This is a genomic window from Modestobacter sp. VKM Ac-2983 (assembly GCF_026967885.1).
Taxonomy (GTDB): domain Bacteria; phylum Actinomycetota; class Actinomycetes; order Mycobacteriales; family Geodermatophilaceae; genus Modestobacter.
On record NZ_JAPVBK010000007.1, the window covers coordinates 92,506 to 111,408 of the forward strand.

General features: G+C 75.6%; 16 protein-coding genes and 1 pseudogene. 7 read left to right on the forward strand and 10 right to left on the reverse strand.

Annotated features, from left to right (window positions below; translation table 11 throughout):
- Positions 1 to 8: 8 nt before the first annotated feature.
- The 7 genes from O2W18_RS21495 to O2W18_RS21525 all read right to left on the reverse strand — a co-directional run bounded on the left by O2W18_RS21495 (position 9) and on the right by O2W18_RS21525 (position 9,888).
- Positions 9 to 1,703: a PucR family transcriptional regulator gene (locus tag O2W18_RS21495; RefSeq protein WP_269189457.1), complete on the reverse strand. Its 1,695-nt coding sequence runs from the start codon at positions 1,701 to 1,703 to the stop codon at positions 9 to 11.
- 93 nt (positions 1,704 to 1,796) lie between these two features.
- Positions 1,797 to 2,903 carry an o-succinylbenzoate synthase gene (gene menC / locus O2W18_RS21500; protein WP_269189458.1) on the reverse strand — a complete coding sequence of 369 codons (1,107 nt, stop codon included), beginning with the start codon at positions 2,901 to 2,903 and terminating at the stop codon, positions 1,797 to 1,799.
- Positions 2,900 to 3,868: a GNAT family N-acetyltransferase gene (locus O2W18_RS21505; RefSeq protein WP_269189459.1), complete on the reverse strand. Its 969-nt coding sequence runs from the start codon at positions 3,866 to 3,868 to the stop codon at positions 2,900 to 2,902. Before O2W18_RS21505 ends, menC begins: the two co-directional genes overlap by 4 nt.
- Positions 3,869 to 3,908: 40 nt before the next feature.
- On the reverse strand, positions 3,909 to 5,099 hold the full coding sequence (locus O2W18_RS21510) for a M20 family metallopeptidase (protein WP_269189460.1): 1,191 nt from the start codon (positions 5,097 to 5,099) through the stop codon (positions 3,909 to 3,911).
- 7 nt (positions 5,100 to 5,106) lie between these two features.
- Positions 5,107 to 8,448: a serine hydrolase gene (locus O2W18_RS21515; RefSeq protein ID WP_269189461.1), complete on the reverse strand. Its 3,342-nt coding sequence runs from the start codon at positions 8,446 to 8,448 to the stop codon at positions 5,107 to 5,109.
- Between the two features lie 88 nt (positions 8,449 to 8,536).
- Positions 8,537 to 9,526 carry a hypothetical protein gene (locus tag O2W18_RS21520; protein ID WP_269189462.1) on the reverse strand — a complete coding sequence of 330 codons (990 nt, stop codon included), beginning with the start codon at positions 9,524 to 9,526 and terminating at the stop codon, positions 8,537 to 8,539.
- Between the two features lie 8 nt (positions 9,527 to 9,534).
- Complete coding sequence (locus tag O2W18_RS21525; protein ID WP_269189463.1) at positions 9,535 to 9,888, reverse strand: GntR family transcriptional regulator; 354 nt, start codon at positions 9,886 to 9,888, stop codon at positions 9,535 to 9,537.
- A 78-nt stretch (positions 9,889 to 9,966) separates the two neighbouring features.
- On the opposite strand from O2W18_RS21525, the gene O2W18_RS21530 reads away from it, so the two are divergent.
- The 4 genes and pseudogenes from O2W18_RS21530 to O2W18_RS21540 all read left to right on the forward strand — a co-directional run bounded on the left by O2W18_RS21530 (position 9,967) and on the right by O2W18_RS21540 (position 12,436).
- Positions 9,967 to 10,779: an SDR family oxidoreductase gene (locus O2W18_RS21530; protein WP_269189464.1), complete on the forward strand. Its 813-nt coding sequence runs from the start codon at positions 9,967 to 9,969 to the stop codon at positions 10,777 to 10,779.
- On the forward strand, positions 10,698 to 11,768 hold the full coding sequence (locus tag O2W18_RS21535; protein ID WP_269189465.1) for a hypothetical protein: 1,071 nt from the start codon (positions 10,698 to 10,700) through the stop codon (positions 11,766 to 11,768). Before O2W18_RS21530 ends, O2W18_RS21535 begins: the two co-directional genes overlap by 82 nt.
- 63 nt (positions 11,769 to 11,831) lie before the next feature.
- Positions 11,832 to 11,975, forward strand: a pseudogene (locus O2W18_RS21805) (LysE family transporter); the annotation flags it as partial.
- Positions 11,918 to 12,436, forward strand: coding sequence for a LysE family translocator (locus O2W18_RS21540; protein ID WP_269189466.1), 519 nt, complete (start codon positions 11,918 to 11,920; stop codon positions 12,434 to 12,436). The pseudogene O2W18_RS21805 and the gene O2W18_RS21540, both read left to right, overlap by 58 nt.
- 77 nt (positions 12,437 to 12,513) lie before the next feature.
- Here O2W18_RS21540 and O2W18_RS21545 read toward each other — a convergent pair whose 3' ends face one another.
- The gene (locus O2W18_RS21545; RefSeq protein ID WP_269189467.1) at positions 12,514 to 13,467 is read right to left on the reverse strand and encodes a GGDEF domain-containing protein; all 954 of its coding nucleotides are present in this window, start codon (positions 13,465 to 13,467) and stop codon (positions 12,514 to 12,516) included.
- Positions 13,468 to 13,617: 150 nt separating this feature from the next.
- Here O2W18_RS21545 and O2W18_RS21550 point away from each other — a divergent pair, with 150 nt between their 5' ends.
- A complete protein-coding gene (locus O2W18_RS21550; RefSeq protein WP_269189468.1) occupies positions 13,618 to 14,334 on the forward strand; it encodes a mycothiol-dependent nitroreductase Rv2466c family protein in 717 nt (238 codons plus the stop codon).
- 145 nt (positions 14,335 to 14,479) lie between these two features.
- Positions 14,480 to 15,940 (forward strand): benzaldehyde dehydrogenase, encoded by a 1,461-nt coding sequence (locus tag O2W18_RS21555; protein ID WP_269173582.1) that lies wholly within the window; start codon positions 14,480 to 14,482, stop codon positions 15,938 to 15,940.
- 99 nt (positions 15,941 to 16,039) lie between these two features.
- On the opposite strand, the gene O2W18_RS21560 is transcribed toward O2W18_RS21555, so the two are convergent.
- Positions 16,040 to 17,443 (reverse strand): NAD(P)/FAD-dependent oxidoreductase, encoded by a 1,404-nt coding sequence (locus tag O2W18_RS21560; protein WP_269189469.1) that lies wholly within the window; start codon positions 17,441 to 17,443, stop codon positions 16,040 to 16,042.
- 108 nt (positions 17,444 to 17,551) lie between these two features.
- Between O2W18_RS21560 and O2W18_RS21565 the strand changes: the two genes are divergently transcribed.
- The gene (locus O2W18_RS21565) at positions 17,552 to 18,232 is read left to right on the forward strand and encodes an alpha/beta fold hydrolase (protein WP_269189470.1); all 681 of its coding nucleotides are present in this window, start codon (positions 17,552 to 17,554) and stop codon (positions 18,230 to 18,232) included.
- Positions 18,233 to 18,244: 12 nt separating this feature from the next.
- On the opposite strand, the gene O2W18_RS21570 is transcribed toward O2W18_RS21565, so the two are convergent.
- On the reverse strand, positions 18,245 to 18,703 hold the full coding sequence (locus O2W18_RS21570) for a hypothetical protein (protein ID WP_269189471.1): 459 nt from the start codon (positions 18,701 to 18,703) through the stop codon (positions 18,245 to 18,247).
- Between the last annotated feature and the right edge of the window lie 200 nt (positions 18,704 to 18,903).

An 18,903-nucleotide genomic window follows, 5' to 3' on the forward strand; every position in this document is an offset into this window, starting at 1 on the left:
GGCACCGTTCACCAGCGGAGCAGGCGCAGCTCCAGCATCGCGGCGAACCGGGAGTCGGCGTCACCCAGGTCGATCCCGCCGACCTCGGCGATCCGGCGCAGCCGGTAGCGGAAGGTGTTCGGGTGCACGTGCACCCGGGCGGAGGCGGCGATGGCGTCCCCGAAGGCGTCCAGCCAGGCCCGCAGCGTCTCGACCAGCTGTGCGCGGTGCGCGGCGTCGTACTCGGCCAGCCGGGCCACCGGCCCCGAGGCCTCGTGCCCCTCGGCGGCGGCCAGGTCGGCCAGCTGCAGCATCAGCGACTCGATGTGCACGTCGGCGGCGCGGGCCACCCGGCGCGAGGTGGTGCCGTTGCGCAGCACCCGCAGGGCCCGGTCGGCGGCGTCCCGGGAGCGGGTCAGCGCCGAGACGTCCAGCGCGACGGTGCCGACACCGACCATCCCGGGCACCCGGCCACCGGTGCGCTGCAGGAACTCGGTGGCCACCGCGGCGGCCCGCACGTCGGCCGAGGGGGCGTCCGCCCCGACCGGCAGGACGGCGTAGCAGACCCCGCCGACCAGGGCGACGACCGAGCCCGGGTGCAGCGCGGTCAGGTGCACGGCCAGGGCGTCGGCGGAGCGCTGCCGCTCGGCCTCGCGCCGGGCCAGGCTCAGCGTGCCGTGCTCGTCGGTGCTCTCGGTCAGGCCCATCGCCAGCACGATCAGCGGCCGGTCGGCCAGCCCCAGCCGGCTCAGCGCGTCGACCGTGCCCGCCCCGCCCTCCAGCGCCGTGGCGACCAGCTCGCTGGCCAGCCGCCGCTCGACGTCGGCGCCGGCCCGCATCCGCAGCAGGTGCAGGGCGACCAGCTTCGCCGTGTCCACCAGGCTGCGCTCCCTCGCCGGGTCCAGCGGTGCGTCGACGGCCGCCCAGATGGTCCCCAGGATCTCGTCACCGGCGCGCACTGCGACCGCCACCCGGGCGATGGTCACCTCCGGCATCCCGAGCACCTCGGGCGACATCCACACCGGCCGGTCGGTGGCGTAGAGCTGCCGGAAGACCCCCTGCGCCTCCAGCTGGCGGGTGAACCGGTCGGGCACCTGGCGGCCGAGGATCGTCTGGATGCGCGACTCGTCGGCCTCGTCCTGGCGGCCGGAGAAGGCGAGGATGTGCGAGCTGCGGTCCTCGATGGTCACCGGCGCGTCCAGCAGCGAGGCGATCGCGTTGGCCAGGGCGAACAGGTCCCCGGCGGGCACCCCGCCCAGCGACTCCGGCCCCGCCGTCCCGACCTCCCCCTCGCCGAGGAGCGAGCGGACCAGGGTGGCCAGCTGGTTCCAGCTGGCACCGCGGGTCAGCGCGAGCAGCACGGTGCCGGTGCGCTCGGCGACCGCGGAGATCCGCGGGTCGGCGGGCGCCGGCGCCCGCACGACCAGCCCGGCCCCGCCGGCGGCGGCGGTCTGCTCCAGCAGGTCCAGGACGGCGTCCGGCTCGTGCACGCCGACGCCCAGCACCAGCGCCCGGGAGGGCAGCGCCGGGGGGTCGACCGGGTCGTGGATGACCAGCCCGCCGACCCCCTGATCGGCCAGGTCGGCCGTCGGGTCGCCGGCCGCGACCTCGAGCAGGGTGGTGCCGAGGTGGTCCAGGACGTGGCCGAGGCTGGCGCGGGGGGCCGCCGCCGGGGCAGCGGCGAGCGTGGACAGACCCGGGACCGAGCTCGCAGGCAGGCTCACCGGGCCGACCCTAGGGGTGGCGGCGGCCGCGCGGACAGTCCTCGCGCACGACTCGGGGGTGCCCGGTTCGTCGGCCTGGACGAACGGGCGCGGTCACCGTAGGCCGATCTCCTCCACCGAGGTGGTGACCTCCTCGAGCAGCGCGGCATCGGGCTCGACCCCCAGGCCGGGGCCGGTCGGCACCCGCAGGTGCCCGTCGTCCAGCCGGAACGGCGGCGTGATGTCGGTGGCGTAGTAACGGTCGGAGGCCGAGGTGTCCCCGGGCAGGGTGAAGTTCGGCAGCGCGGCCAGCGCCACGTTCGCCGCCCGGCCCAGCCCGGTCTCCAGCATCCCGCCGCACCAGACCGGCACGCCGTGCGCGGCGCACACGTCGTGGATCCGCCGGGCCTCCAGGTACCCGCCGACCCGGGCGGGCTTCACGTTCACGATGGAGCAGGCGCCCAGCGTGATCGCCGCCGCGGCCGAGCGGGCCGAGGTGATCGACTCGTCCAGGCAGATCGGCGTGCGCACGATGCGGGCCAGCTCGGCGTGGCCCAGCACGTCGTCCTCGTCCAGCGGTTGCTCGATCAGCAGCAGGTCGAAGGGGTCCAGCCGGGCCAGGTGCCGGGCGTCGGAGACGGCGTAGGCGGTGTTCGCGTCCACCTGCAGCGCCATGTCGCCGAAGCGCTCCCGGACGGCGCGGACCGGCTCGACGTCCCAGCCCGGTTCGATCTTGAGCTTGATCCGCAGGTAGCCGGCGTCCAGGTAGCCGCCGACCGCGTCGAGGAGCTCCGGGATCGAGTCCATGATCCCGACCGAGACCCCGCAGGGCACGCGGTCGACGGCTGCGCCGAGGAACGAGCCGAAGGAGCGCCCGTCCGCGCGCAGCTCGGCGTCCAGCACCGCCGTCTCGATCGATGCCTTGGCCATCCAGTGCCCGGAGTACGGTGCCAGCGCCCGGCCGACGGCGTTGGCGTCGAGGTCGGGGACGGCGGCGACGGCGGGGAGGAAGAACCGGCGCAGCACGTCGGCGACGCCGTCGACGTACTCGGCGGAGTAGCGCGGATCGGGCAGGGCGGCGCACTCGCCCCAGCCCTCCGCCACGTCGGTCCGTGCCCGCACCAGCAGGATGTCGCGGGCGGTCTGACTGCCGAACGACGTGCGGAACGGTGCCACCAGCGGCATCCGGATCCGGCGCAGTTCCACGGCCTCGAGCTTCACGGTGTGGCCCTCCCGGCCTCAGGGGCGCCGGGCGGACCCGGGCCGTCGACGACGTACCAGCCCTCGCGGGCGAACCCCCGCACGCAGGCTCCTGCGGTCAGCGCACCGCCGAGGGCGGCGCGCACGGCGATGCGCCACTCCGCGGCCACCGCGGCATCGCGGGCACGCAGTGTCTCCACGTCGGCCGGGACGGCGATCAGCGCGGGCACCCCCGGCGTCCCGGGCCGGGCCTCCGGGCGCCCGCCGGGCCCCACGGTCAGGACGGCGGCCGCACCGGCCGCCAGCAGGGCCGGCAGGTCGACCTCCACCGGCCGGCCGGCGACGGCCCGCACCACCGCAGGGGCCTCCAGCGACCAGCAGGTGAGCAGCCGGTCGGACTGGTCGGAGGCGTTGATCGTGTCGGCCATCGGCCCGTAGAAGTCGGGCAGGTACTCCACCGGGGTGGCGGCCAGCCGGCCCAGGTTGAACCAGGCGTTGCGCCGGACGAGCGGGTCGAAGGTCCAGCTGATCCGGTCGATGCCGTGCTCCAGTGCCCACGCCCGCTGGTGCAGCTTCAGCGCCCGCCCGACGCTGCGTCGCTGCGCCGACGGCACGACGCCGGTGACGTGGCTGTGCAGGGCGGTGCCGGACGGGGCGGCGAAGAAGCCCACGCACGCACCCACCAGCTCATGCCCGGCGTAGGCGCCGAACAACGGGTTGCCGGCCTTGGTCAGGGCCCGCATCAGCTCCACCGTCACCGGCGGGTTGTCCGGGGCCGGGTGCCAGATGGAGTCGAAGAGAGCCTGGACGGCTCGCAGGTCGGCCAGGTCGGTCAGCGCGGCGACCCGCACTCCCGAGGCGGCGGCGGCCTCCGCGGCGACGACCCAGGCGGCGCCGGCGCCGGCGCGGGCCGCCCCCTGACCACCCGGCCCGGCGGCGGGCAGGGGCAGCGGGGTCCCGGCGATCAGGTCGGTCACACCGCCCATGGTCGGTGCGGTGGTCCCGCCCGGGCTTGGTGCGGGGTGCTCATTCACCGGGGCGCTCTTCGTCCGCGACGCCAACGCCCCCGCCGTCCAGCACCGTCCGCACCAGGCCGGCGAGGAGCGCTGCCCGACCGGGGAGCTGGTCGGCGAGCACGTGCTCGTCGACGGCGTGCGCCCCACCGCCGACCGCACCGAGCCCGTCCAGCGTGGGCACCCCGATGCCGGCGGTGAGGTTCCCGTCGGAGGCGCCCCCGACGGTGACCCCGACCGGCGCCGGCAGGCCCAGCTGTTCCGACACCGCGGTGGCCAGCGCGAACAGCCCGGCCGAGGCGGTCTCCTCCAGCGGCGGCCGGTTGATCCCGCCGCGCAGCTCGAGGACCGCACCCGGCAGCTGCGAGGTCAACGCCCGCATCCCGGCATCGACCCGCTGCTGCTCGGCGGCGGTCAGCGCCCGGACGTCGACGCTCAGCCGGCCGGTGGCCGGGACGGTGTTCGTGGTGGTGCCCGAGGTGAGCACCGTCGGCGTGACCGTGGTGCCCAGCGCCGGGTCGGCCAGGTCGGCGATCGCCAGCACCTGGTGGGCGAGCTCGACGGTGCTGCTGATGCCCTTCTCCGGTTCCAGCCCGGCGTGGGCGGCCCGACCGGTCACCACGAGGTCGTACATCGAGGCGCCCTTCCGGCCGGTCTTGAGCGCACCACCGTCGGCGCTGGCCTCCAGGACGAGCACCGCTGCGCAGCCGGCGGCTTCGGCGCGGATCAGGTCGGCCGACGTCGGGGAACCGATCTCCTCGTCCCCGGTGACCAGGACGGTCACCCCGTCCAGGTCCTCGCCCGCGGCCTGCAGCCGGGCCAGCGCGGTGAAGGCCAGCACGATGCCGGCCTTCATGTCGAAGCAGCCGGGCCCGCGCACCACGCCGTCGGCCACCGACCACGGGATCTCCGCCAGGGTGCCCAGTGGCCACACCGTGTCCTGGTGGCACAGCAGCAGCACCCGGCGAGGGCCCGCACCGAGCCGCCAGCGCAGGTGCGTGCAGCCCTCCTGCAGCAGCACCTCCGGCTCCGCCCCCAGCGCCTTCGCGCCCACCCGGGCCACCCGGGCCGCTCCGGCGGCCACCGCGGCCGGGTCGGCCGAGGGCGACTCGACGGTCACCAGCTCCTCGAGGTCGGCCAGGATCGCCGGCAGCAGCGCGTCGAACTCGGTGGGTCGGACGTCGTGGGGGAGCAGGTGGGTCACCGGGGGATCAGCCCTTCCTCGGGTTGGCGCGGCCGCCGGAGTGCACGTACGCGCTGCCGTCGGCCAGCTGGTAGAAGGTGACCGCCGTCCAGCCCTGGGTACCCGGGGCGCGCATCGCGAACAGTCCGTCGGACACCGGCACGAGCTCGTGCTCCTGCACCGGCTGACCGGTCGCCTCGGCCACGGCGCCGACCGCGGTCTGGCGGAGCACCAGCCCGCCGTCGCGCTCGAACACCTCCGTCTGCACCGAGCTCCGCTCGTAGGAGCCGACGTGGCGGGCGAGGTCCACCGCCGGTGGCTCGGTCGGCGGCTGCAGGCGGTCGGCCATGGTGACCCCGGCCAGCTCGGCGAAGACCTCGCGGTAGAGGTCGGCGTGGACGTCCAGCATGTCCCCGCCGTTGGTCAGCAGCGACACCACCAGGCCCTCGCCCGAGCGCCCGCCGGGCAGCACCCGCAGGAACGCACCTTGGCCCAGGGTGCCGCCGTCGTGGCCGTGCAGCCGTGCCCCGTGCCAGTCGAACCGGATCCAGCCCAGGCCCCAGGAGTCGCCGAGCGACCAGGTGTCCGGGAGGGCGGTCTGCTCGGTGGTCATCGCCGCCGCCGACTCCGCGGACAGCAGCCGGGTGCCGTCGGCGGCCACGCCCCCGCGCAGGTGCGCGGCGGCGAAGGCGGTGACGTCCCGGGCGGTGGCGTTCACCAGGCCGGCGGGGCCGAGCGAGCGGGGGAGCAGCCAGGTCGGCGACGGCTGCGGCTCGGCGCCGGGCTCGGCGGCGATGTGCCCCACGGCGGCGCGGTGCAGGATCGCCTCCTCCGGCAGCGTGGAGGTGTGAGTGAGCCCGAGGGGCTCGATCACCCGCTCCCGCAGGGCGGCGTCCCAGGTCTGGCCGGTGAGCACCTCGACCACCCGGCCGACCAGCGAGAAACCGGAGTTGCAGTAGGAGAAGGTGGCGCCCAGCGGGTGGTTCTGCGCCACGTCGGCCAGCGCGGCCACGTACTGCTCGATGCAGTCGTCACCGCGGCCGGTGTCGGTGAAGATGTCGCCGTCGATGCCGCTGGTGTGGGTCAGCAGGTGCCGCATCGTCACCCGCTTGGCGACGTCGGGGTCGCCCAGCTGCAGCTCCGGGAGCACCTCGACGAGCGGGGAGTCCAGGTCCAGCTTCCCCTCGTCGACCAGCTGCATCACCAGCGTCGTCGTCCAGACCTTGGTGATGGAGCCGATCTGGAAGACCGAGTCGGTGGTGACCTCGACGCCGGTGGCCCTGCTGAGCACGCCGGTGGCGGCCTCCACCAGCTCGTCGTCGGCACCGGGGGTCACCCGTCTGATCGCCAGCACCGCCCCCGGGACGCGGTGCGCGGCGGCGAGCTCGTCCAGCCGCCGCTGCCAGTGGGCGGCGTCCAGGGCGGGGCGGCCGTTCCCGTGCTGCTCGGCCCAGGCGATGAGGCGCCGGCTGTAGCCGACCCGGTGTGAGGGGCGGCCGTCCAGGATGAACAGGTGTGAGCCGCCCGGGAAGAGGACCAGCTCGGTGGGGACGCGCTGGGTGCGCAGCGCGGTGAACCACTGCTCGGCCTGGCCGACCGGGCAGCGCTCGTCCGCACCGCCGTGCAGCACCAGCGTCGGGGTGCGGACCCGGTGCACGTTCGTGATCGGCGAGAGGGCCCGGACGGCGTCGGGGTCGGTCACCGGGTCGCCGTACTCCAGCGCGAGCACCTCCCCGGCGTCGCTGGTGCCGGTCATGCTGGTCAGGTCGGCGACCACGCCGCCGGCGATCGCGGCGGCGAACCGGTCGGTGCGGCCGGTCAGCCAGCAGGTCATGAAGCCGCCGTAGCTGTAGCCGGTGAGCACCAGCCGCGCCGGGTCGGCCACGCCCTCGGCGACGAGCTGGTCGACCGGGTCCAGGAGGTCCCGCTCGTCGGCGGTGCCCCAGCCGCCGACGGCGCCGGTGAGGAACGCCCGGCCGTAGCCGTCACTGCCGCGCGGGTTGACCAGCAGCACCGCCCAGCCCGCCGCGACCAGCGCCTGGTGGTACGGGTGGGCGGCATCGGCCGCCGGCGCCCAGGCGTTGTGCGGGCCGCCGTGCACGTCGACCAGCAGCGGCGCCGGGCCCGGGGTCGCCGGGTCGACCAGCAGCCAGCCGTGCACCTGCGTGCCGTCGTGCACGGTGAACGTCCGGGGCTGGGGCACGACCAGCTCGACGCCGGGGAGCGAGGCCGCCGTGTGCGTGGTGAGCCGGGTGACGGCGCCCGAGCCCAGGTCCACCACGCCGACCTCGCCGTAGCTGGCCGGGTCGGCCAGGACGACGGCGGCGACGTCGGCCGCACCGGCCACCGACAGCCCGGAGACGACGACGTCGGCACCGGTCAGCACCGGGCGGGGCGTGCCCGAGCCGTCGACGGCGGTCGCGTAGACGTGCGAGCAGCCCCGGTCGCGGACGCAGAAGACGACCTCGGCGCCGTCCCGGGTCAGCTGGGGGAGGCCGCCGGGGTAGCCGGGGCCGCCGGGCATGACGTTGCGGTCCAGCGGCGCGGCCAGGTCGCGCTCGGCGGGGACGGCGTCCAGCGGCTGGACGAGCAGGCCGGTGTGGTCGACGGCGACGGTGGGCTGGCCGGTGACCAGCAGCGCCTCGCCGTCGGCGGTCCACACCACCGGGCCGGCCAGGCCGCGGCCGTCACCGACCCGGCGGGGCGGGCCACCGGCGACGTCGACCACGTGTGCCGGGGTGCGGTGGGTGAGGTCGGCGTCGGGGTCGGTGGCGGCGGCGAACGCCAACCGGGCGCCGTCGGGGGACCAGGCCGGCCGGCCGGCGTGCCAGTCGCCGGAGGTCAGCTGCCGCACCTCGCCGGTCGCCAGCTCCAGCACGTGCAGGTGCTGCCGGACGCCGCGCAGCAGCCCTGCGCCGTCGGCCTTCCAGCCGATCCGGGTGGTGCTGATCGGTGCGTCGTCGTCCTGCTCGGCGGGGCGGACCGGGGCGGTGAAGGCGATCCGGTCGCCGTCCGTGCTCCAGACCGGGGCGCCGGCGCCGGCGGGCAGGTCGGTCACCCGCTCGGCCTCACCACCGTCGACCGGCAGCACGTGCAGCTGCGCCGGCCCGTCCCCGCGGCGGAGGAAGGCGACCCGGTCGCCCCGGGGGGAGAAGGCCGGGCTGGTGTCGGCGGCGCCCCGGGTCAGTGGCACCGGCGCCCCCCAGCCCTCGGCCGAGGCGCGGACCCACCACAGCGCGTGCCGGTCGGCGTCGGCGGCGGGGTCGGTGGTGCGCAGCACGTAGACGACGGCCCGCCCGTCGGGGGAGACGGTGGGCTCGCCCGGCAGTTGCAGGGCGTGCACGTCCTCGAGCGCCAGCGGTCGACCCATGCGCCGAGCCTGCTGCCCACACCCCGGGCGGTCTTCGTACGCGGCGACGAAGGGTCAGCGCCCGCGCTGGTGGGGGCGACCAGTCGGGTCAGCTGTGCTGCCGGGCAGCGAGGGTGTTGAGCAGCGCAGCACCCTGACCGGCCCCCGGCACGGTGACGGCGAAGCGCCGTCCGTCGCCCTGGACCACCTCGAGCGCCGCACCGCCGCGCAGCACCACGCCCCGGCGCCCGTCCCGGCCGACCCGGTACCCCCAGCCGCCGAACTCCCGCATCGGCCGGACCTCGACGACGCTTGCTTCGGCCACGTCGGCCAGCGGCACCTGCCAGGAGGGCCGCCCCAGCGGGGAGCGCACGGTCAGTCCACGCTCGTCGACCCACACCCGGACGGAGCCGAACAGCAGGCCCACGCCGAGCATCAGAACCGGAGCCAGCAGCAGCTCGGCGGGGGCGCTGCCGATGAGCACCAGCCCGCCGAGCACCACGGCGCCGACGCCGAGCGCGGCGAGGGCGGGCGGCCCCATGGTCGCCCGGCGGGACCAGACGGCCCGCTCACCCTCGGCGACGGGCAGCCGGGGCGCGGTCTCCGGTGGGGCGCTGGACGCCCGGGCGGCTCCGCGCGGTGCGGCGGGCAGCAGCCGGGCGGCGGCCACCCCGCCGAGGACGGCGAGCAGGCCGGCGACGAGGCCGGCCAGCGTGGGGGAGGGGGCCGCCGCGGGGTCGAGCAGGCCGCGCTGCCCGGCGATGCTGCCCACGACGAGCCCGACGCAGAAGACCGAGATGCCGGTCGCCGAGCCGGCGACCAGTCGGCGCTCCTGTGCGGCGACCCGCCGGGTGCGCAGCACCAGGCCGGTGACCAGCGAACCGAGGGCGGGGACCACGCCGGTGAGCAGCACCGTGCGCAGCGGGTCGGCGAAGCCGTCGGCGCCGTCGACGCCCCAGTGGACGGCGACGGGCGTCGGCAGCTCCGGCCGCCAGGCGGCCACCAGGGCCGCCCCGGCGGCCCAGACCGCCAGCGGCAGCGCCACGGCCGCGACCTCCCGGGCCCGGCGGAACGGGCTCCGTCCAGCTGGGGCGCTCATGCTCTCGTTCATGCCATCGCCTCTCTGACCATCTCGGTGACCTCGGCGGCGCTGAGCCCCAGGCGCCGCGCCTCGTCGACCAGGGCGTGCACCGCCTGGCGCAGCGCGGCGACCGCCGGCGCGGCGTCCGGGCGCACCTGGGCGCCGCGGCCGCGGCGCAGCTCGACCAGTCCCTCGGCCCGCAGCTCCTGGTAGCCCCGCAGCACGGTGTGCAGGTTGACCCCGAGCGCGGCCGCGAGTTCGCGGGCGCCGGGGAGGCGCTCTCCCGGGGCGATCTCGCCCACGGCGATGCCCCGCCGCACGGCCGCTGAGATCTGCGCGTGCAGCGGTGCAGGGGAGTCGGGATCGATGCGCACCAGCACGTCGGCAATCTAACTGTTCTATGCGGACTAGAACAAGTCTCCGTGCATCGGACCGACGGGAGCGGGTAGCGGCTGCCCATGAGCCAGAGCGGTCAGCAGTCGCGCGTCGCCGTCGTCACCGGGTCGGAGTCGGGCATGGGCCGGGCGATCGCCGTGGCCCTGGCCGAGGCGGGCTGCGACGTCGGCGTCACCTGGTACCGCGACCGCGCCATGGGCGAGGAGACCGTCGAGCTGGTCCGCCGGGCCGGTCGGCGCGCCGAGCTGAGGCACCTGGACCTCACCCGGCTGCCCGGTGCCGCCGATGTCGTCGACGACCTGGCGGACGCGCTCGGCGGCCTTGACGTGCTGGTCAACGATGCCGGCACCGGGCACCTGTCGACCGTCCTGGACACCGACTGGGAGACCTGGCGCACCGTGCTCGCCACCGACCTCGACGGCGCGTTCCTCTGCCTGCAGCGCGCCGCCCGCCGGATGGTCGACGCCGGCCGAGGGGGCCGGATCATCAACATCACGAGCGTGCACGAGCACCTGCCCCGGGTGGGCAACGCCGCCTACAGCGCGGCCAAGGGTGGGCTCGGTCTGCTGACCCGGGTCGCCGCCCTCGAGCTGGGCGAGCACGGCATCACCGTCAACGCGGTCGCCCCCGGGGAGATCGCCACGGCGATGACCGGGCAGGAGGACGAGGACCCGACCGCGCCGGGCAAGCGCCGGCCGGGCATCCCGGTGCCCCGCCCCGGCGACGCCCGGGAGGTCGCCGCCGTCGTGGCGTTCCTCGCCTCCGACGCCGCCGGCTACGTCACCGGCGCTTCGTGGGCCGTCGACGGCGGCATGATGCAGATGGGTCCGCAGGCCGGCTCCGACCTGACGTCGGACGACTGGCGCCGCCCCTGACCGCACGAGGAGGTGTCGAGCTGGACGACGACGGCCTGCACCCCATCGCCGAGGAGCTCTACGCCGTCGCGCCCGAGGAGTTCATCGCCGCCCGCACCGCCGCCCGGGACCGGGCTCGGGCCGCCGGGGACAGGGGGCTGGCGAAGGCGGTCGCCGCGTTGCCCAAGCCGACGACGGCGGCCTGGGTGTGCAACCTGCTGGCCCGTCGACGGCCCGGGGAGGTCGACCAGCTGCTCGAGCTCGGCGACCTGTTCCGGCAGGCGCAGGCCGACCTCTCCGCCGACCAGCTGCGCGCGCTGGGCCGCCAGCGCAACCAGGTGGTCGCCGCGCTGGCGCGCGAGGCGCGCACGGTGGCGCGCCGGGAGGGACACGACGTCAGCAGCGCGGTCACCGAGCAGGTGCAGAGCACGCTGCGGGCCGCGATCGCCGATCCCGACGCCGGGGCGGCGCTGCAGGCCGGCCGGCTGACCACGGCGCTGTCCTACAGCGGCCTCGGGCCGGTAGACCTCAGCGGCGCCCTGGCGCTCCCGCTCACCTCCGGTCCGGCCGCGGCCGAGAGGGACCCAGCGGGAGCTGCGGGAGCCGAGGCGGATGCGGGCGCCGACGCAGCCGATCAGCGCTGGGAGGAGCAGCGCCGCCGGGAGGCCGAGGAACGCCGGGAGGCCGAGGAGCAGCGCCGCCGGGAGCTGGCCCAGGCCCGGCAGGACGCCGAGGACGCCGCCCAGGTGGCTCGGGCCGCCGCCGCGGCAGCCGACTCGGCCGAACAGCAGCTGTCCGGGGCGGTCGCCCGGTGCGACGACCTGCAGGTGCAGGCCGCCCGGCTGGCCGAGGAGCTCCGCCGGGTCGAGCGGCGGGCGGCGGATGCCGCCGGTGCGGTCCAGCAGGCCGAACGGCGGCGGGATGCCGCCGTCCGCCGGTCGCGCACCGCTGCCGCGATCAGCGACCGTGCTGCCGAGCGGGCCCGGGGGCTGGCGGACGGGAGGCCCTGAGCGCGGGGGGTGGTCGCTGCCTAGGGTGGCCGGGTGCCGGTCCAGCTCGTGCCCTTCCTGCTCGTGGTCACGCTCCTGACCCTCACGCCAGGTCCGGACATGGCCCTCGTCCTGCGCAATGGTGTGCGCGGCGGCGTCCCGGCGGCCTGGTGGACCGGTCTCGGCTGCTGCACGGGGATCGCGGTGCACGCCACCGCCGCCGTGATCGGCCTGTCGGCGTCCTCGCCGCGTCGGCCACCGCCTTCACGGTGGTCAAGCTGGCCGGGGCGGTCTACCTGGTCTACCTGGGCCTGGCCGCGCTGTGGCACACCCGGCGGAGGGAGCCCGGCACGCCGCAGCCGACGCCGGCGCCGATGCCGGCGGCGGCAGCGCGGGGCACGGCCTTCCGGCAGGGCCTGGTGACCAACCTGCTCAACCCGAAGGTCGCCCTGCTCTTCCTCACCCTGATCCCGCAGTTCGTCTCTCCCGGGGAGCCGGTGCCGGCCACCACCGCCGTGCTGGCGGCCGTGGTCCTGGGCCTGGCCGTGCTCTGGTGGCGGCTGTTCTCGCTGGCCGTCGCGCCGCTCGGCCGCCTGCTGTCCCGCGGCCGGGTGCGCATCGCGTTCGAGCGGGTCACCGGCACGGTCCTGGTGGCACTCGGCGTGCGCGTGGCACTCGCCGATCGCTGACGAGCACCTGTCGGAGGTCCTTCGCCGCGACGGTCCGGCCGCTGGGTCGGCACCCCTCGGCGCTGGTCGGCTCGGGGTCAGCCGTCCCCGTCGCGGCGGGCCATCAGCCGGCGGAGCCGCTTGCCGGCGTACAGCTCCGCGTCGGCCCGCTGCAGCAGGGTGGCCAACGAGTCACCGGCCCGGGCGGTCGCCGTCCCCACGGACCAGCCGATCGGCCCGCCGTCCAGCCGGGTGATCAGCTCCCGTGCGCCCGGCCCGTCGGTGGCGGGCAGGCACAGCACGAACTCGTCGCCGCCGTACCGGCCGAGCAGGTCGGCGGTGCGCAGCCGTGCCTCCCAGTGGTCGGCCACCTGCTGCAGCAACCGGTCGCCGGCGCCGTGCCCGTCCCGGTCGTTGACCGCCTTGAAGTCGTCGAGGTCCAGGACGGCGACCGTCAGCGGTTCGTCGCTGCGCAGCGCCCGCGCCAGGCTCCGGCCGGCCTCGGCCTCCCAGGACCGGCGGTTGGGCAGGCCGGTGAGCGGGTCGGTGGCCGCAGCGGTGCGCAGGGCGCTGTTGAGCCGGGCGTGGGCCTCGGTGAGGAGCAGGGCGCTGACCGCGGTCATCAGCCACGGGAGCGCCGCGGCCGAGGGGAGGGCAACAGCAGCGCCCAGGCTCGCCGCCCCGACCGCCAGCCCGGCGTGGGCCCGGGCCGCGGGCAGGGAGCAGAAGTGTGCCGCGTAGAGCCCGATCGCGATGAGCACCGGGCCGAGCCCGACGATGCCGACGGCGGTGACCGACCGGGAGGCGAGCAGGGCGACCAGCAGCGAGATGCCGGCCAGGGCGGTGTGCCCGCCGGCCTGCGACAGCCGGCCGCCGCGCGCGAGGAGCGCCGCTGCGCCACCGATCCCCACGGCGGCGAGCACCCCGGTGAGGGCCACCGGGGTCTCGGGGTGCATCGGTCGCAGCGCGCCGGCCACGCAGAACAGCCCGCCCCTCCCGTAGAGCAGGGCCAACAACCCGACCCTGGCCGGGACCCGTCGGTCCGCCGTCACCTCGTCACCCGCCGCTCTCCATGTCACCGCGTGCATCGGCGATCCGGGCAGGAGCCTGCACCACGGGGCCCCCGGGCCGACCCGTCCGGGTGATCCGGCGGCGGGTCGCCGTCCCAGGTGCCGGCGCTGCCGCGGGGCTACGGTCGGGTGATGGCCGACCTGCGCTTCTACTTCGACCCGGTGTGTCCCTTCGCCTGGATGACCAGCAAGTGGGTCCGGATGGTCAGCGCCCAGCGCGACCACCGGGTCGAGTGGCGGTTCATCTCGCTGCGGCTGCTCAACGCCCACGTCGACTACGCAGCCCAGTTCCCGCCGGAGTACGAGGCCGGGCACACCGCCGGGTTGCGGCTGCTGCGCGTGGCGGCCAGGGTCCGGGCCGAGCACGGCCCGGACGTGGTGGGCGACCTGTACGAGGCCCTGGGCCGGCAGGTCTTCGAGACCGCCCCCGCCGAGGGCGAGGACCCGGGGCGGCGGGGCACCCGGGAGTTCCTCGCCCCGGTGCTCGCCGAGCTCGGTCTGCCGGCCGAGCTGGCCACCGCGCTGGACGACGAGTCCTGGGACGCGGAGCTGCGCGCCGAGACCGACGAGGCGCTCGCGCTGACCGGCAAGGACGTCGGCACCCCGATCCTGCACTTCCAGCCGCCGGAGGGCGTGGCCTTCTTCGGCCCGGTGATCAGCCGGCTGCCCTCGGAGGAGGAGGCCGTCGCGCTGTGGGACCACGTGGTCGGCCTGGCGAGCTTCCCCGGTTTCGCCGAGCTCAAGCGGAGCCTGCGGGAGCGGCCCCAGCTGCCCTCCTTCGGCGTGCCCGCCGACGCCGCCGGCCAGCAGGAGGACTGGCACGGGGGCAGTCGCCGGCAGCACCGCTGAGCCGAGGGGAGCGGCCCCCGGGCCGTGCGACGCTGACCTGGATGCTCCACAGCTCCTGACTTCCGCCGGACGGAAGCAGGGGTGACGCGAGAGCGCACACATGGCACAACCGGCATCGACTGCTCATCGACGAGACGAGGACCACATGGCACTGCTCGAGGACGGCGCGTGGCGCGGCAAGATCTGGACCGGCTCCTGGACCGACGGCAGCGGGGGCACGTACACCGCGGTCGAGCCGGCCACCGGTGCCGAGCTCGGTGAGGTCGGCAAGGCCACCCCCGCCGACGTGGAGAAGGCCGGCGCGCGTGCGGCCCAGGCCCAGCGGGAGTGGGCGGCGCTGCCGTTCGAGCAGCGCGCCGCGGTGCTCCGCCGGGCCGGTGACCTGCTCACCGAGCACGCCGCGGAGATCAAGGAGTGGCTGGCCCGGGAGTCCGGCGCCATCCAGCCCTTCGGCGACTTCCAGGTGCACACCAGCGCCCAGGAGTGCTACGAGGCCTCCGCACTGCCCAGCCACCCCTACGGCGAGCTGCTGCGCAGCGGCTCGCCGCGGCTGTCCTTCGCCCGGCGGGTGCCGGCCGGCGTGGTCGGGGTGATCGCGCCGTTCAACGTGCCCACCATCCTCGCCATCCGGGCCATCGCCCCGGCGCTGGCGCTGGGCAACGCGGTGGTCCTCAAGCCCGACCCGCGCACCGCCATCTGCGGTGGCGCGGTGTTCGCGCGAGTGTTCGAGGAGGCCGGGGTGCCGGCCGGGGTGTTCCAGGTGCTGCCCGGCGGCGCCGACGTCGGGCAGGCGCTGGTCACCGACCCCGCCGTCCGGGTCATCGCCTTCACCGGCTCCACCAAGGCCGGCCGCTCGGTCGGTGCGCTCGCCGGTCAGCACCTCAAGCGGGCGCACCTGGAGCTGGGCGGCAACTCCGCGCTCATCGTCATGGGCGACGTCGACGTGACCGCGGCCGCCTCGGTCGGCGCGTGGGGCACCTTCGCCCACCAGGGGCAGATCTGCATGGCGACCAGCCGACACCTGGTGCACGAGTCGATCGCCGAGGAGTACACCGCCATCCTGACCAGCAAGGTCGAGAACCTGCCGGTCGGGGACACCTGGCGCGACCAGGTGGCGCTGGGCCCGATCATCGACGCGGGTCAGCGCGACCGGGTCCACGGCCTGGTCACCGCCAGCATCGACAGCGGCGCCACGGTCCGCACCGGCGGCACGTACGAGGGCCTGTTCTACCGGCCGACCGTGCTCGGCGACGTGCCGGTCGACTCCCCGGCCTACCAGGAGGAGATCTTCGGCCCGGTCGCACCGGTGACGCCGTTCTCCTCGCTGGACGAGGTGGCGGCGATGGCGGCCGGCACCGAGTACGGATTGAGCCTGGGCATCCTGACCCGGGACGTCTACGCCGGGCTGCAGCTGGCCGAGCGAATCCCGTCCGGGCTGGTGCACATCAACGACCAGACGGTGAACGACGAGGCGGTCGCCCCGTTCGGCGGGGTGGGCGCCTCGGGCACCGGCTCCCGGCACGGTGGCCCGCAGGCCAACATCGAGGCGTTCACCGAGACGCAGTGGGTCACGGTGCGGGGCGACCTGCCGGCCTACCCGTTCTGACCCTCTCCGCACGACGACGGCCCCGGTCCCGCAGCAGCGGGACCGGGGCCGTCATCGTGGTGCAGGCGCAGATCAGGCGGGTCGATCAGCGGGGGCCGATCAGGCGGAGTCGCGCCCGGTCACGTCGACCGGCTCGCCGGTGTGCCGTCGGCCCCCGGTCTTGGAGACCTCGAAGTCCGCACCGAGCTCCTCCAGGGCCAGCCGGCCGTACACCTGCTGCTGGGTGGCCGTCCGCTGCGAGCGGCCGCGGCCCAGGAAGCTGACCGCCCAGTGGATCGCCGTGGTGAACCGGTTCTTGAAGCCCACCTGGTACATGATGTGCACGCCCAGCCACAGCACCCAGGCGAGGAAGCCGCCGAACTGGAACTTCCAGGTGTCGGCGACCGCGTGGAACCGCGAGATCGTGGCCATGCTGCCCTTGTCGAAGTACGTGAACTCCGAGGCGGTCGGCCGGCCGGCGACGCGCGCCTTGACGGCGTCCGCCGCGAACTTGCCGCCCTGGATGGCGACCTGGGCGACGCCGGGCAGTCGCTTCAGCGAGATCATGTCGCCGACCACGTGGACCTCGGGGTGACCGGGCAGCGTGAGGTCGTCCTGCACCGAGATCCGGCCGGCGCGGTCGACCGCGGCACCGGACTGCTCGCCCAGGATCTTGCCCAGCGGGCTGGCCTGCACACCCGCCGCCCAGATCTTGGTGGCGGCGTGGAGGCGGCGCTCGTGCCCGTCGCCGTCCTTGACCACGATGCCGTCGGCGTCGACGTCGGTGACCATCGCGCCCAGCTGGACCTCGACACCGATCTCGTTGAGCTGCCGGTGCGCCTTCTGGCTGAGCTTGTCGACGAACGGCGGCAGCACCTTCGGCGCGGCGTCGAGCAGGATCACCCGGGCACTGGTCGGGTCGATCCGCCGGAAGTCCTTGCGCAGCGTGCGGCGGGCCAGCTCGGCGATCTGCCCGGCCATCTCCACCCCGGTCGGGCCGGCGCCGACGACGACGAAGGTCAGCAGCCGGTCGATCTCGCCCGGGTCGGTGGCCAGCTCGGCGAGCTCGAAGGCGCCGAAGATGCGGCCGCGCAGCTCCAGGGCGTCGTCGATGCTCTTCATGCCCGGGGCGTACTCGGCGAACTGGTCGTTGCCGAAGTAGGACTGCCCGGCGCCGGCGGCCACGATCAGCTCGTCGTACTCGTGCACCGTGGTGCGGCCGAGGACGGTGGAGGTGACGGTGCGGGCGGTCAGGTCGATGTCGGTGACCTCTCCGAGCACGACCCGGGCGTTGTCCTGGTCGCGCAGGATCTCCCGGGTGGCCGGGGCGATCTCGCCCTCGGAGAGGATGCCGGTCGCCACTTGGTAGAGCAGCGGCTGGAAGAGGTGATGGCTCGTCTTCGCCACGAGCGTGATGTCGACCGGGGCCTTCTTCAGGCCCTGGGCGGCGAAGAGACCGCCGAACCCGGACCCGACGATGACGACCCGGGGGCGCCGTCCGGTGGACTCGGTCACGGGGGTCACACTGGCTCCTGATGTCGTCATGATGACTCATCCTCCCACTACTGCTCTGGAACGTTCGGGCGCCCTCCGCCGCGGGGCGCCGTCGTCCCGGACACAGTCGGCATCCAGGTGAGCAGCCTGGAGGCGAACGGTGTTCCCGTCGCGGTGTGCGTTCCCGGTCTCGGTCTCGACGAACGTTCCTGGGCACGGGTCCGGCGGCGGGCCCGGGTCGTGGTGGTGCGGCTGCCGGGCATGGGCGCCCGGGGGCCGGTCGGCACCCTGGCGGAGCTGACCGACCAGCTGCTGGCGGCGCTCGGACCCGGCCGCTGCGTGCTGGTCGCCCACTCGCAGAGCTGTCAGGTGGCGGTCGCGGCCGCGGAGCGGGACGCCCGGGTGGTCGGCATCCTGCTGCTCGGCCCGGCCACGGACCCGGCGACCCGCCGGATGCGTGTGCTGGCCGGCCGGTGGGTGCGCACGGCGCTGCGCGAGCAGTGGTGGCAGGTGCCGGTGATCGTCGTGCAGTGGCTGCGGACCGGGCCCCGGGACATGGCCGCCCTGTGGCGGCGGACCGTGCACGACCGCATCGACGAGCGGTTGCGCCGGGTGCGGGTGCCGGTGGTCGTCGTCCGCGGCACGCGGGACGCCCTGTGCCCAGCGGGGTGGGCAGCCCGCCTGGCTGCGAGTGCGCCCCTGGGCCGGCTGGTCGAGCTGCCGGGGGCAGCGCACATGACCCCGCAGACCCGCCCGGACGACGTGGCCGGCCTGCTGACCGGCCTGCTCGCCCAGGTGACCGAGGAGCAGGCCGGCTGATCGCCCGGGCGACTACTTGCGGCGGGAGCGGGCGGCCCGGCGGGTCGTGCGGCGACCGGTGAGCGCCTCGGTCAGCAGGCCGAGCCCGATGCCGAGCATCCAGACGTCCTTGGCGATCGCCAGCCCGTCCTGGGTGGGGGCCACGCTCCGGCCCGGCTTGGTCATCCCCGGGGTGCGCAGGTAGAGCCCCAGCAGCCCGCCGGAGAAGGCGGTGAGCGCTGCGCCGGCGACCGCAGTCGGCACCAGCGGGGTCAGCAGCAGGGTGCCGAGGGTGATCTCGGCCGTGGACAGCCCCTTGGCGAAGGTGGTCGCCGGGACCTTCGTGAGCACGGGGTAGGTGCCGGAGGCGAAGCCGTGCAGGCCGGCCGCGGTGGCCTCGTCAGCACCACGCTTGCCGAGGCCGGAGTTCAGGATGAACGCGCCGGTGACGATGCGCGGGGCGATCTCGCTGGGGGTGATGGGCAGGCGCATGGCGACCTCTACTCGTTCCGGGGATGCTGCAGTGCTCAACATCATGATCCGGGTCACCGGGCGCGCCCGCGACCGGGGGCCGGGCGCGAGAACGGGCTGGGGGCGGCCTCAGCAGTGCTGAGGCGACGAGACGGCCGCCTTCCTCGTGCGGGACCTGGGCACCGCCGAGGGCGGGTTCGCCTCGGCGCTGGACGCCGACA

Coding starts and splice junctions, on each gene's coding strand:
- O2W18_RS21505 (WP_269189459.1), bottom strand. CDS start 3,868: ATGGGCGGTGTGACCGACCTGATCGCCGGGACCCCGCTGCCCCTGCCC.
- O2W18_RS21530 (WP_269189464.1), top strand. CDS start 9,967: ATGAGCCAGAGCGGTCAGCAGTCGCGCGTCGCCGTCGTCACCGGGTCG.
- O2W18_RS21570 (WP_269189471.1), bottom strand. CDS start 18,703: ATGCGCCTGCCCATCACCCCCAGCGAGATCGCCCCGCGCATCGTCACC.
- O2W18_RS21555 (WP_269173582.1), top strand. CDS start 14,480: ATGGCACTGCTCGAGGACGGCGCGTGGCGCGGCAAGATCTGGACCGGC.
- O2W18_RS21515 (WP_269189461.1), bottom strand. CDS start 8,448: ATGGGTCGACCGCTGGCGCTCGAGGACGTGCACGCCCTGCAACTGCCG.
- O2W18_RS21550 (WP_269189468.1), top strand. CDS start 13,618: ATGGCCGACCTGCGCTTCTACTTCGACCCGGTGTGTCCCTTCGCCTGG.
- O2W18_RS21520 (WP_269189462.1), bottom strand. CDS start 9,526: ATGAGCGCCCCAGCTGGACGGAGCCCGTTCCGCCGGGCCCGGGAGGTC.